Here is a 13,639-nt window from a genome sequence, read left to right on the forward strand (position 1 = left end):
GGTGAGCGCCGTAGGCTCATCAACAGGCCGACACGGAGCGGGTGTTGGAGCGAGGGAGAAGCCAGGTGGATACGGCGGAGGCGTTCGAGGTGCGGCCCGTCCCCGAGTTGCTCGCGCAGAACGCGCGGCGCCATGGCGGCAGGCTGGCGTTCGCCGACGACCGGCGCCGGGTGGGCTGGGCCGAACTGGAGTGCAGGACCGCCGGGTTGGCGGCCCGGCTTGGGGTGGACCGCGGTGCGAGGGTGGCGTTCTGCCTCGACAACAGCGTGGAGCTGGTCGAGGGGCTGCTCGCGACGGTGCGTGCCGCCGCGGTGGGGGTGCCGCTGGGTCCGCGCGGCACCGATGCCGAACTCGCCGAGCTGCTGGCCGACTGCGATCCGGCCGTGCTGGTCACCGACCGGCGGAACCTGCCCCGGCTGGCCCCGCTGACGGCCGGGCGCCCCATCCGGCTGGTGGTGACCGGCGAGGGCCCGCTGCCGGAAGGGGCCGTGGGCTTCGAGGACCTGGCCGCCGGCGTACCGGCCACGGCACCCGGCGCGGATCCGGCCGCCGTTGGGTCGCACGCGCCGCGCGACGACCTCGGCCTCGACGAGCCGGCCTGGCTGCTCTACACGTCCGGCACCTCCGGCTCCGCCAGGGCCGCGGTGTCCAGCCAGCGGTCCGCGCTGTGGTCGTCGGTCGCCTGCTATCTGCCGCGGCTCGGCCTGTCCGCGACGGACCGGGTGCTGTGGCCGCTGCCGCTCGCGCACACCTACGCGCACTCGTTCTGTGTCCTCGGCACCATCGCTGCCGGGGCGAGCGCGCGGATCACCTCGGTGTCCGAACCGGCCGCGCTGGTCGGGCTGGTGGGTGAGTTCGCGCCCACCGTCCTCGGCGGTGTGCCCCTCACGTACCGGCAGTTGCTGGACGCGGGCCTGGGCACGGTGCCCTCGCTGCGGTGGTGCGTCACCGCCGGTGCGCCGAGCGATCCGGAGCTGCGCGAGCAGGTCGCGGCGGGCCTCGGTGCGCCGCTCCTGGACGGCTACGGCAGCACCGAGACCTGCGGCAAGATCGCGATGGAGGCGCCGGACGGGCCGAGGGTGCCCGGCGGCAGCGGGGCGCCGCTGCCCGGGACGGACGTCCGCATCGTCGATCCGCGGACCGGGCGGGACACCGGCGAGGGGGAGATCTGGGTGCGCGGGCCCGGCGTCATGCTCGGCTATCACCGCCGGCCCGAGGAGAGCGCCCGTGCGCTGCGCGACGGCTGGTACCGCACCGGCGATCTGGGCCGGTTCGGCGAGCACGGCGCGCTGACCGTCACCGGCCGGGTGAACGACCGTATCGTGCGCGGCGGTGAGAACGTGGACCCGGCCGAGGTCGAGCAGGTGCTGCGCGCTCTGCCCGGGGTGCGGGACGCGGCCGTGGTGGCGCGGGCCCATACGCTGCTCGGCGAGGTGCCGGTGGCGTTCGTGGTGCCCGCGCGGCCCGACCTCGACACGGCGGCGCTCCTGCGGGCCTGCGCCGCGGTGCTGTCGGCGCACAAGGTGCCCGAGGAGGTCCTGTTCACACCGGCCGTGCCGCGCACCGCCGCGGGCAAGCCGCGCCGGGCCCTGCTGCGTGAGGCGCTGGCCGGGCGGCCGGCCGAGCCGACGCTCGCGCGGCTGGCCGGGCGCACGCCCGGCGAACGGCGGGCCGTCCTGACCGACCTGGTGTGCGCGGAGATCGCGGCGATGCGGGGGGCGGCCGCCGCGCCCGGCACCGCGTTCGCCGACCTGGGCCTGACCTCGATGGACGCGATGACCCTGTGGCACCGCCTCAGCGTGCGCACCGGCCTGCGGCTGGCGGCGACGCTGGTCTGGGACCATCCGAACCCGGCCGCCGTGGCGGACCACCTGGACGCCCGGCTGCACAGCGCGCCGGAGCCCGAGTCCGCCGGCCCGGTCGCGCGGCGCGGTCCGCAGGCCGAGCCGGTCGCGATCGTGGCCGTCGGCTGCCGCTTCCCGGGCGGGGTGTCCTCCCCCGAGGACCTGTGGCGTCTGGCGGCCGAAGGCGTCGACGCCACCGGCGACTTCCCCGCCGACCGGGGCTGGGACCTCGCCTCGCTGTACCATCCCGACCCCGACCGGCTGGGGACGACGTACGTCCGCCGGGGCGGGTTCCTCGACGACGTGGCGGACTTCGACCCGCTCTTCTTCGGCATGTCGCCCCGCGAGGCCCTGGCCACCGATCCCCAGCAGCGCCTGCTGCTGGAGGTCGCCTGGGAGACGCTGGAGCGGGCAGGCATTCCGGCGCCGGCGCTGCGCGGGAGCAGCACCGGGGTCTTCGTCGGACTGATGCACGTCGGCTACGGCACCGGCGTCTCGCCGCACGAGCTGGAGTCGCACATCGGCATCGGTTCGTCGGGCAGTGTGGCCTCCGGCCGGATCGCGTACGCCCTCGGGCTGCACGGGCCGGTGCTCACCCTGGACACCGCCTGTTCGTCCTCGCTGGTCGCGCTGGACCTGGCCGCCGCGTCGCTGCGGGCCGGGGAGTGCACGCTCGCGCTGGCGGGCGGGGTGACAGTGCTGTCGAGCCCGCAGCCGTTCATCGCGTTCAGCCGTCAGCGCGGGCTGTCGCCGGACGGGCGGTGCCGGTCGTTCGCCGCGGGCGCCGACGGTACGGCGTGGGGCGAGGGCGTCGGCCTGGTGCTGCTGGAGAAGCTGTCGGACGCCCGGCGCAACGGTCATCCGGTGCTGGCGGTGCTGCGCGGATCGGCCGTGAACTCGGACGGCGCGTCCAACGGCCTGACCGCCCCGAGCGGTGCGGCACAGCGGGAGCTGATCCGGCTGGCCCTGGCCGACGCGGGACTGCGGGCCGCCGACGTCGACGCCGTCGAGGGGCACGGCACGGGGACCGCCCTCGGCGACCCGATCGAGGCCGGCGCGCTCCTGGCCACCTACGGCCAAGGCCGTGATCCGGCCGACCCGCTGTGGCTGGGCTCGGTCAAGTCGAACCTCGGACACACCCAGGCCGCGGCGGGCATCGCGGGCCTGATCAAGATGATCGAGGCGATGCGCCACGGTGTGCTGCCCGCCTCGCTGTACGCGGAGCGGCCGTCCCCGCACGTCGACTGGTCGGCCGGGGCGGTGCGGCTGCTCGACCGGGCGCGCCCCTGGCCGCGCCGTGAGCGGCCGCGCCGGGCGGCCGTGTCGTCGTTCGGCATCGGCGGGACCAACGCCCACGTCATCATCGAGGAGGCGGCGGAGGGGAGTTCGCAGACCTCCGCGCCGGCGCCCGGGGGGCGGCTGCCGGTGACGCCCTGGCTGGTCGGCGGCGGTGACGAGGCCGGGCTGCGGGCCCATGCCGCCCGGCTGGCGGCCGCGTCGGCCGACGTGACGAGCGAGTCCGCCGCGCTGGACGTGGCGTACTCGCTCGCGACCACCAGGGCCCCGCTCTCCCACCGCGCGGCCGTCCTCGCCGACAGCCCCGAGGGCCTGCTCGCCGGGCTGCGGGATCTCGCGGACGGCGCCGACGGTCCCGCGCTGCTGCGGGGCACCGCGCGGACCCGGCCGAAAGTGGCGCTGCTCTGCGCGGGCCAGGGCGCTCAACGCCCGGGAATGGGCCGTGCGTTGTGTGCCGCGTTCCCCGTCTTCGACGCGGCGTTCGGCGAACTCTGCGACGCCTTCGCGCCGTTGCTCGACCGGCCGCTGCCGGCGGTGATCGACGCCCCCGACGACGGCCTGCTGCACCGCACCGACTACGCGCAACCCGCCCTGTTCGCCTTCGAGGTCGCCCTGCACACGCTGCTGGCCGACTTCGGCGTACGACCGGACCGGTTGGCCGGCCACTCCGTCGGCGAGCTGGCCGCCGCGCACCTCGCCGGTGTGTTCTCGCGGGCCGACGCGGTACGCCTCGTCGCCGCCCGCGGCCGGCTGATGGCCGCCCTGCCGCCCGGCGGCGCGATGGTCGCGGTGCGAGCGCCGCTCGCCGAGGTGACGCACCTCCTCGGCCGGACAGGCGGCCGGGTCGCGGTCTCGGCGGTCAACGGACCGACGTCGGTCGTGCTCTCCGGCGACGAGGACGCGGTGACGGAGCTCGCCGCCGCCCTCGGCCGGCCGGCGCGACGGCTGCCGGTGAGCCACGCCTTCCACTCGCCACTGCTGGACCCGATGCTGGCCGCGTTCCGCGCGGTCGCCGAGTCCGTGACGTACCACCGCCCGTCCGTCCCGGTGGTGTCCACGCTCACCGGCCGTCCCGAGCCGGACGCGCTCACCACCCCCGAGTACTGGGTACGGCAGGCGCGTGAGACGGTCCGGTTCGCCGACGCGGTCGGCCGGCTGGCGGACGACGGCGTCACCGCGTTCGTCGAGGCCGGGCCCTCCCCGGCGCTCAGCGCGGCGGCCGAGGAGTGCGTGGAACCGGGCACGGGTGCGGTGTTCGCGTCATGTGCCGATCCGCGCACGGTACTTGAGGCGCTGGCCGCCCTGCATGTGCACGGGGTCGCGGTCGACTGGCCGTCGGTGTACGCGGACAGCGGTGCCCGGCGCCGTCCGCTGCCCACCTATCCCTTCCAGCGGCAGCGTTACTGGCTGAACGCCGTCCGGCAGCCGGCCCCGGCCGGGCATCCGCTGCTCGGGCGGCCGCAGCCCGACGCCGACGGACCCGGCGTCCGGCACACCGCCGCGCTGTCCACCAGCCGCCACCCCTGGCTCGCCGACCACGTGATCGGCGGCCGGGTGCTGGCGCCTGCGACGCTCTTCGCCGAGCTGGCCGCGCGGGCGGCCGGTGCGTCCGGCGCCGTCCGGCTCGCCGAACTGGCCCTCCACGAGCCGCTCGTGCTGTCCCCGGCGGAGCCGACGCAGGTGCAGGTGGTGGCCGGGGCGGCGGACGGGACGGGCGGGCGCCCGGTCACCGTCTGGGCCCGTACGGCCGAGACGCCCGGGCCGTGGACCCGGCACGCGACCGCGACGCTCACCACCGCGGATCCGACGCCCACGGGTACGGCGCCCATCGGTGCGGCGCCGGAGGCCTGGCCGCCCCCGGGCGCCGTGCCGGTCCCGGTCGGCTACTCGCGGCTCGCCTCGCACGGCCTGCGCTACGGACCCGCGTTCCGCGCGGTGACCGCGCTGTGGCGCCGGGACGAGGAGGTCTTCGCCGAACTGTCCCTGTCGCCCGGGGAAGCGGCGACCGCCGGCGCGTACACGCTGCACCCCGCCCTCCTCGACGCGGCGCTGCACTCCGCGCTGCTGGCCGCGGAGCCGGGCGGGCGGCCGAGCGCGCCGCGGGTGCCGATGGCCTGCACCGGCCTGACGGTGTACGTGCCCGGCGCCCACGCCGCTCGTGCCGCGGTACGGAGGCTGGGCCCGGACGAGTTCCGGCTCACCCTGACCGACCCGGCCGGCCGCCCCGTCGCCGCCGTGGAGTCCGTGGTCACCCGCTCGCTCCCGGCGCCGCCCCGGGCCGCCGCCGGGACCTACCGACTCGCCTGGCGGCCCACGACCCCGGTCCACGACGCCGTTCCCGGGCACGAGGTGCTGGACGTGCCGGCTCTGGCCGCGACGCTGCCGGCCGACCTGCCGGTCCCGGACCGGGTGCGTGGCCTGCTCACCGCCGTACTGGAACGGCTGCGCGGCTGGGCCTGCGATGTCCGGCCGGGCTGTCTGCTGGTCCTCACGCGCAACGCGACCGGTGACGATCCCGACCTCGCCGAGGCCGCCGTCGCCGGGCTCGTGCGCAGCACCCAGTCCGAGCACCCGGGCCGGATCGTGCTGGCCGACGGACTGGGAACTGCGCCCGCCCCGGCGACGGTCGAGGCGGTGCTGCGGTGCGGTGAACCCCAGGTGGCCCTGCGCGACGGTGTCCTGCGCGCGCCCCGGCTCGCCCTCGCGGACCCTCCCGCCGCCGAGCCACCCGCGCTGGATCCCGCGGGCACCGTGCTCGTCACCGGCGGCACCGGTGCGCTCGGTGCGAGCCTGGCCCGGTATCTGGTCGCCGAACGTGGTGTCCGTCAGTTGCTGCTGGTCAGCCGCGGCGGCCGGGTCCCGGACTGGGCGGACGGCCTGGCGGCCACGGTGCGCGGGGCGGCCTGCGACGTGAGCGACCGTGCCGCCGTCGCCGCACTGGTCGCCTCCTGCCGCCCGGCGCCGACCGCGGTCTTCCATCTGGCCGGGGTGGTGGACGACGGCGTGCTCGACGCCATGACCGGTGAGCGGCTCGCGGCCGTGCTCGGGCCGAAGGCGGACGGTGCCTGGCACCTGCACGAGGCGACGCGGGACCTCGCCCTGTCCGCGTTCGTGCTGTACTCGTCGGCCGCCGGTGTGCTCGGCCGGCCGGGCCAGTCCAACTACGCGGCGGCGAACGGGTTCCTCGACGCCCTCGCCCGGCACCGGGTGGCCCGGGGACTGCCCGCACAGGCGCTCGCCTGGGGCCCCTGGTCCGTCGCGGGCGGCGCGGGCATGGCGGGCCGTGTCGCGCCCGAACGCCTCGACGACGGCGTCGTCCTGCCCGTCACCGAGCAGGAGGGCACCGCTCTTCTCGACAGTGCGCTGCGCCGTGCGGAACCGGTGCTGGTGCCGGTCCCGCTGGACCTCACGGCGGCGGGCGGCGCCCCGGGCACACCGGCCGTCCTCGCGGACCTGCTGCCGCATCCGGCGAGCCGCAGTGGGGAGGCGGCCACCGGCGTACCGGCCGCCGTCGGAGCCGTGACGCAGGCGCCGGGCGCGTGGCGCGAGCGGCTCGCGGCCGTCGCCGCGGGCGAACGGGAGGCGGCGTTGGCCCAGTTGATCCGGGTCGAGGTCGCCGCGGTCCTGGGCTTCCCGGACCCGGCCGCGCTCCCCTCCGACCGGGCCTTCACCGAGCTGGGCTTCGACTCCCTCACCGCCGTCCAACTACGCAACCGGATCAGTGCGTTCACCCGCGTACGGCTGTCCCCGACCGCCGTGCTGGAGCATCCCACCCCGGCCGAGCTGGCGGCGCACGTCCATGCCGCGCTGGTCGAGGCGGGCGGGCTGCCGCGGGCGGACACCGGATCCCCCGCGACTGGTGTCGGCCCCTCCGCCGGTGCCGGGACGTCGTACCGCTTCAGCCGTCTGTATCACCAAGTGCTGTGCGAGAAAGGACCGTTGGAGGCGATGGGGCTGCGCTACCTCGCGTCGTACGCCCTGCCCGCGTTCGCCGAGGCCGAACGGGCCCGGCACACGGTCCCGCCGGTCCGGCTCGCGCGGGGCAGCGGCACCCCGCTGGTGTACATCCCCGACTACCTCACCCCGTCGCACCGGGTGCCCACCGCGCTGGCCGACCGGTTCGACGGCGAACGCGACCTGTTCCTGCTGGAGCATCCCGGCTTCGGCGCGCCCCACCGGGCCGTCCCGGACGGCATGGCCACGCTGGCGCGCACGCACGCCGACACCGTACGGTCCCTGCCCCTCGGCACGGCCCCCGTCCTCGTCGGCTACTGCGCGGGCGGCGCCGTCGCCCATGCCGTGGCCAGGGAGCTCGCGCGGGCGGGACATCCGCCGGCCGGTGTGATCCTGATCGACTCCCACGCGGGACTGCTGCGCCGCGACGACCCGCGCGGGCTGGCGCTGGTGTCGGCCGGTGCCGATCTGCCGGACGAACTGGTGGACCTGCTGGACGACTCGGTGCTGATCACCGGGGGCGCCTACGCCCGCGTCCTGGAGAACTGGCGGCCCGAGCCGTCACCGGTCCCGGCCCTGCTGCTCCGCGGCCGCCCCACCGCGCAGATGCGGCGGATCGATCCCGACGCGGACTGGCGGCCGCACTGGCCGCTCCCCCACGACAGCGCGGACCTCCCCGGCGACCACTACTCCGCGCTGCACCGCGACGCCGACGGCACGGCCGCGGCGATCCGCGCCTGGCTGACCGGCCGGCCGGCCGAGTGACCGGCCGGGTGACCGCGGACAGGCAACCGGACATGGAAACCGGACACGAGAACAGGAGCCTCCGGATGACCTCCGAGTACGACCTCGTCGTGGTGGGCGGCGGGCCGGCCGGCGCGACCGCCGCGACGGCCGTGGCCCTGCGGGGGCACCGCGTGCTCCTGCTGGAGCGGGACACCTTCCCCAGGTACCAGATCGGCGAGTCGCTGCTGCCCGCCACCGTGCACGGCCTGTGCCGCCTCCTCGGCGTCGCCGACGAGGTCGCCCGGGCGGGCTTCACCCCGAAGCGCGGCGGGACGATGCGCTGGGGCCGCGATCCGTTGCCCTGGCAGTTCTCCTTCTCCATGACGCCGCGCCTGCCCGAGCCCACGGCGACCGCCTTCCAGGTGGAGCGCTCCCGGTTCGACGAGATACTCCTGCGCAACGCCGAGCGGGTCGGCGTCCAGGTCCGTGAGGGCAGCCCCGTGCGCCGCGTGCTCAGCGTGGGCGGGCGGGTGCGCGGCGTCGAGTACACCGACCGGGACGGAACCGCACGCACGGCCCAGGCCCGGTACGTCATCGACGCGTCCGGCAACACCAGCCGGATCCACAGCCAGGTCGGCGGGGCCCGGGTGTACTCCGACTTCTTCCGCAACCTCGCCGTGTTCGGCTACTACGCGGGCGGCCGCCGGCTCCCCGAACCGGACAGCGGGAACATCTTCTGCGCCGCCTTCGACGCCGGCTGGCTCTGGTACATCCCGCTGCGCGACGATCTGACCAGTGTGGGCGCCGTGATCGCGCCCGAGCACCTCGCGGCCGTCCAGCGCGATCCGCGTGGCGCCTGGCAGGACATGATCAAGGCCTGCCCGGAGGTCGACCGGCTGCTGACGGACGTACCGCTCGCGACCGAGCCGCCGTACGACCGGATCCGGGTCCGCAAGGACTACTCCTACTGGAAGACGTCGCTGTGGGTTCCGGGCATGGCGCTGGCCGGGGACTCCGCCTGCTTCGTGGACCCGGTGCTCTCGTCGGGCGTCCATCTGGCGACGTACGGTGCCCTGTTGGCCGCCCGCGCGGTGAACTCCGCGCTGGACGGCAGTGTCCCCGAGGAGCGCGGTTTCGCCGAGTTCGAGGCGCGGTACCGCCGCGAGTACGGCGTGTTCTACGAATTCCTCATCGCCTTCTACGACATGGAACGGGGCGAGGACTCGTACTTCTGGTCGGCGAAGAAGATCACCCGGGTCGGCCTCGGCGAAGCCGCCGCCTTCGCCGAACTCGCCGGCGGACTGGTCTCCGGCGACGCGTCGGTGCTCGCGGCGGAGCGCAGTGCCGGTGCGGCCGAACTGGACGACGCGGTGCGCCGGTTGGCGGACGGCGCGGAGCGCGTGAACCCACTGCTGTCCACCCGGATCGTCGCGGACACCTTCCGCACCGGCAACGACCTCCAGGAACAGGCTCTGTACGGCGGCTCCCCCGACGCCCCGGCCGCAGCGGATTCCCTGACGGTGGCGGCGGACGGACTGTCCTGGCTCCGGCCCTGAAAGCCGGTGAGGAGCCGGCGGTCGCGGGCGGTAGGTTGAGGCCATGGCGGACGACTGGCGGACGGATCGGATCGGGGCGGCGCTGCGGGGCGGGAATCCCACGGTGCTGCGCAGGCTCGCGGCGGGCTTCGCGGTGATCGGCGATGTGCAGTTCCTGCCCGGCTACTCGGTTCTCCTCTCGGACGACCCCGCTGTTCGGCGGCTGTCCGACCTGCCGAAGGGGAAGCGGCTGGCGTTCCTGTCCGACATGGACCTGCTCGGCGAGGCGGTCGAGCGGGCCTGCCGCGGCCTCGACCCCGGCTTCCGCCGGGTCAATCTGGAGATCCTCGGCAACACGGATCCGTTCCTGCACGCCCACGTCTGGCCCCGGTTCGAGTGGGAGCCGGCCGAGCTGGTGGGCAAGCCCGTATGGCTCTACCCGCCCGACCGGTGGCGGGACGAACGGTTCCGGCTCGGCCCGCGCCACGACGCGCTGCGGGCCGCGATCGGTGCCGAACTGGACGGGCTGCGGTCGACGGACTGACGGCCGTCCGGCACCGGGCGAGCGGCTCACTCCGGACGAGCTCCCCCCTCCGCCCGGCCTGCCGTCCCTCACAGCGACGCGAGCGTCTCGGAGAGGTCGGCGAGACCGAGTGACCCCAGCGTGAGTGCCTTCGTGTGCCAGGCCCGCAGGTCGAAGGCGGTGCCGAGGCGGCGCCGGGAGGCTTCGCGGCCCTGGAGCCAGGCGCGTTCGCCGAGCTTGTACCCGATGGCCTGGCCGGGCCAGCCGAGGTAGCGGTCGATCTCGCTGGTGCGGCGGGCGGCGCCGCTGCCGTGGTGTGCGGCCATGAACGCGGTGGCGAGGTCGGGGGTCCAGCGTTCGCCCGGATGGAAGCCGGAGCCGGCCGGGACGGTCAGTTCCAGGTGCATGCCGATGTCGATGATCACGCGGATGATCCGGAGCATCTGCTTGTCCAGGTAACCGAGTCGGCGGGCGGGATCGGTGAGGAAGCCCAGTTCGTCCATCAGGCGCTCGGCGTACAGCGCCCAGCCCTCCTTGTCCGCGCTGACCGCGCCGAGGGTGATCTGGTAGGTGCTGAGCCGGCCGGCCTCGGCGGTCCAGCGGGCGGTCTGCAAGTGATGCCCCGGCACGGCCTCGTGGTACCAGGTGCTCACCATCTCCCAGGTGGGGAAGGTCTGTTGGCCGAGGGTGGGGAGGTAGGTGTATCCCGGGCGGCTGAAGTCCAGGCTGGGGCCGGTGTAGTAGGGGGCGCCCGAGCTGCCCGCGGGCGCGATGCGCGTCTCGACCCTGCGGATCGGGCCGGAGAGGTCGAAGTGGGTGCCGTCGAGGGCGTCGATCGCCTCGTCCGTGATCTGCTGGAGCCAGGCGCGGATGTTCTCCTCGCCCGTGATGCTGTGGCCGTGCCGGTTCAGGTGGTCCATGGTCGCGCGGACGTCGGCGCCCGGGAGGATGCGTGCGGCCTCGGTCCGCATCTCGGCGCGCGTGCGGTGGAACTCCTCCCAGGCCCAGGCGTAGGCCTCGGCCGGGTCCGGGGCGGCGCCGACGGCCCAGCGCGCCGCGCGCAGGTAGCGCTCGCGGCCGACGGGGTCCGGGGTGCCCTCGGCGGCGGGCAGGTAGGCGCTGCGCAGCCAGTCGCGGAAGTCGGCGACCGCGCCGGTCGCCCGCTCGGCGGCGGCGTCGAGTCCGGGCCTGAGCCGGTCGGGCGCGGCGGCCACGAACGCGGCGAACCAGCCGGTGCCGCCGGCGTCCTGGCCGGTCCAGGCGGCGAGTTGGCCGAGCACGGCCCGCACCTGGCGGGGCGCGCACAGCAGCCCGCGGGCGATGCCCTCGGACAGGGTGGCCCGGTACCCGTCCAGGGCCCCGGGCACGTGCCGCAACCGGCCCGCGACGGCTGCCCAGTTCTCGTCGGTCCCGGTGGGCATCAGGGTGAAGATGCCGCGCACCTGGTGCAGGGGGGAGTTGACGTTGCGCAGTTGGCGGAACTGGTCGCCCGCCTCGTGCAGGGCGAGTTCGGCGGTCAGCCGTTCCCGCAGGAGGCGGGCGCAGTTCCGCTCGGCGTCCGCCCACACCGTGCCGTGCTTCTCGCCGTACCGCTCGGCCGTGTCGAGCGCGGGGAGCGTGCGCCGGGCCACGTCGGCCAGTGCCTCGAAGCCCTCCGGCGACAGATCCGGCTGCCGGTCGTCCTCCGGGTCGAGGCCGAGCCGGGTCGAGGTCACGGGGTCGAGGGCGGCGACCTGCGCGACGTGGTCGTCGGCGATACGGCGCGGTGTGCTCGAAGTGCTCGGCGTGCTCGGTTCGTCGGCCATGCGGGCCATGCTGACGCCCCGCCACGGGGACTGTCAGCAGGGCGTGTTGTCTTTCGGCCGCGGTGGCTCAGCAGTACGGCGGCTGGTTGGTCAGGGATGCCGCCACCCGCATCCACACGACGAACTGCCGGTAGAGGCCGGGCAGCGGGCCGCGCGCCTCGACGGTACGGTCGTCCGTCGAGACGACTCCCGGAATTCCCGGCAGGGTGGCGGCCACGGAGGCCGACTGCCAACGGACCCTGAGCGTCGCCGGGCCGGCCGGCACCGCCGGCGTGGGCAGCGGCGCGGAGAGTCTCGCGGTGACCGCCTCCTGGATGGCCGCGCGTGCCTCCTCGGCGGGGCGCAGCTCGGCGGCGAAGCGGTCCCGGGCGTACTTCACCGGCACGGTGGTGACCTCGGGGTCCCACTCGGCCGTCTCCGCGCAGGCGCGGTCGTCGCCGGTGAGGACCACCGTCGGCACACCGAGGGCCGCCGCGGTGGCATGGGCGAGTCCGATCTCGCCCACCGGCCTGCCGTCCAGCCAGATGTCCTCGATCTCATGGCCCATGAAGCTGTGGCTCAGCACGCCGAGCGCGCCGGCCCGGGCGTGGTAGCCGACGCAGACCATGGCGTCGTGCTCGGGCGTGAGGCCTTCGAGCATGCTCATCTGCTTGGGCTTTCCTCGGATCAGGCGGGCCGCCGGGTCCAGGTCCTCGGGGAGGATGTTGCGCATGGGGCCGTGGGCGTCGTTGACGAGGATGTCGGTGGCGCCGGCCGCGACGGCGCCCCGTACGGCGGCGTTGACGTCCTCGGCCATCATGCGCCGACCGCGCTCGTAGTCCCGGCCGCCGGGCTGGACGTCATGGGCGTCCACGAGGCCGGTGACGCCTTCCATGTCCACACTGATGTAGATCCGCATGCCCTCAACTATCGCCTGCGTCCTTGGCCGTGGGCCGTGCGAGGACCCGCCGTAGCCAGCGGGTGCGGGCGTCGCGGGCGTCGCGGCTGAGGGCCGCCTGGGGTGCGAAGGTGTCGAAGCCGTGGCACGCGCCGGGCCATACGTGCAGTTCGGCCTGGCCCCCGGCCTGCCAGAGGGCCTGCGCGTAGGCCACGCCCTCGTCCCGGAACGTCTCGGCGGCCCCGACCTCGATATAGGCCGGGGGCAGTCGCGACAGGTCCGTGGCGCGGGCCGGGGCCGCGTAGGGCGGCAGGTCCGCGGCGCCGTACCGGTCGCCCAACAGGGCCTGCCAGGCGGTCGCGTTGGAGGTCCGGTCCCAGAGGTCGACGCCGGCCATCTGGTGACTGGAGAACGTGTCGTTGCGGTCGTCCAGCATGGGGCAGACGAGGAGTTGCCCGATCGGGGCGGGGCCGCCGCGGTCCCGGGTGAGCAGGGCGAGTGCCGCGGCCAGTCCGCCGCCGGCGCTCTTTCCGCCGATGACGACTCGGTCGGCGTCGACGCCGAGTGCGGCCGCGTGCTCGACCGCCCAGACGTATCCGGCGTAGCAGTCCTCCAGCGGTCCCGGGTAGCGCGTGTGCGGTGCCAGCCGGTACTCGGCCGAGAGGACGGCCAGGCGCAGCGGGAGCGCCCAGGCGCGCAGCACCTGCGGAAGCACGGACCAGGCGTTGCCCATGATCATGCCGCCGCCGTGCAGGTAGTACAGCAGCGGCAGCGGGCCCGCGAGTCCGGCGGGGCGTGCGCTGACGAGCGTGACGTCCGGTGCGCCGGGCGCTCCCGGCACGCGCAGCTCCGTCACCTCGAAGCGGCCGCCGTCCTCAAGGTCCCGGACCGTCGGCCGGGGCCGGCTCGCGGCGTCGTGCGCCTGCCGTGCGGCCAGGTTCTCCGGGGTGAACGGCTCCTTCGCCGCCTCCCCCAACGCAGCGATCGTCTCGGCCAGTTCGGGGTCGAGCGGCGGTGCCTTCCCTGGCGTCGATGCCGAAGTGAAGTCCATGCGGCCCAGTCAATCACCCGCCCCGGAG

The 13,639-nt window shown here is 75.5% G+C and carries 6 protein-coding genes; 3 read left to right on the forward strand and 3 right to left on the reverse strand.

Annotated features, from left to right (window positions below; all coding sequences use genetic code 11):
- Nucleotides 1-65 precede the first annotated feature (65 nt).
- From AC4OXY_RS08110 to AC4OXY_RS08120, 3 genes are all read left to right on the forward strand, one after another.
- Nucleotides 66-7,859: a beta-ketoacyl synthase N-terminal-like domain-containing protein gene (locus AC4OXY_RS08110; RefSeq protein WP_491993559.1), complete on the forward strand. Its 7,794-nt coding sequence runs from the start codon at nucleotides 66-68 to the stop codon at nucleotides 7,857-7,859.
- A 65-nt stretch (nucleotides 7,860-7,924) separates the two neighbouring features.
- On the forward strand, nucleotides 7,925-9,376 hold the full coding sequence (locus tag AC4OXY_RS08115) for a tryptophan 7-halogenase (RefSeq protein WP_491993560.1): 1,452 nt from the start codon (nucleotides 7,925-7,927) through the stop codon (nucleotides 9,374-9,376).
- Between the two features lie 43 nt (nucleotides 9,377-9,419).
- Nucleotides 9,420-9,899 carry an HIT family protein gene (locus AC4OXY_RS08120; RefSeq protein ID WP_356024197.1) on the forward strand — a complete coding sequence of 160 codons (480 nt, stop codon included), beginning with the start codon at nucleotides 9,420-9,422 and terminating at the stop codon, nucleotides 9,897-9,899.
- Between the two features lie 68 nt (nucleotides 9,900-9,967).
- Here the strand turns inward: AC4OXY_RS08120 and AC4OXY_RS08125 are convergent, their stop codons facing one another.
- The 3 genes from AC4OXY_RS08125 to AC4OXY_RS08135 all read right to left on the reverse strand — a co-directional run bounded on the left by AC4OXY_RS08125 (nucleotide 9,968) and on the right by AC4OXY_RS08135 (nucleotide 13,611).
- Nucleotides 9,968-11,683 carry a DUF885 domain-containing protein gene (locus AC4OXY_RS08125; RefSeq protein ID WP_491993561.1) on the reverse strand — a complete coding sequence of 572 codons (1,716 nt, stop codon included), beginning with the start codon at nucleotides 11,681-11,683 and terminating at the stop codon, nucleotides 9,968-9,970.
- A gap of 67 nt (nucleotides 11,684-11,750) precedes the next feature.
- A complete protein-coding gene (locus tag AC4OXY_RS08130; RefSeq protein ID WP_362820086.1) occupies nucleotides 11,751-12,581 on the reverse strand; it encodes a M55 family metallopeptidase in 831 nt (276 codons plus the stop codon).
- 4 nt (nucleotides 12,582-12,585) lie between these two features.
- Nucleotides 12,586-13,611: an alpha/beta hydrolase gene (locus AC4OXY_RS08135; RefSeq protein ID WP_356024189.1), complete on the reverse strand. Its 1,026-nt coding sequence runs from the start codon at nucleotides 13,609-13,611 to the stop codon at nucleotides 12,586-12,588.
- Nucleotides 13,612-13,639 lie beyond the last annotated feature (28 nt).

Source organism: Streptomyces sp. HUAS MG56 (assembly GCF_058673395.1).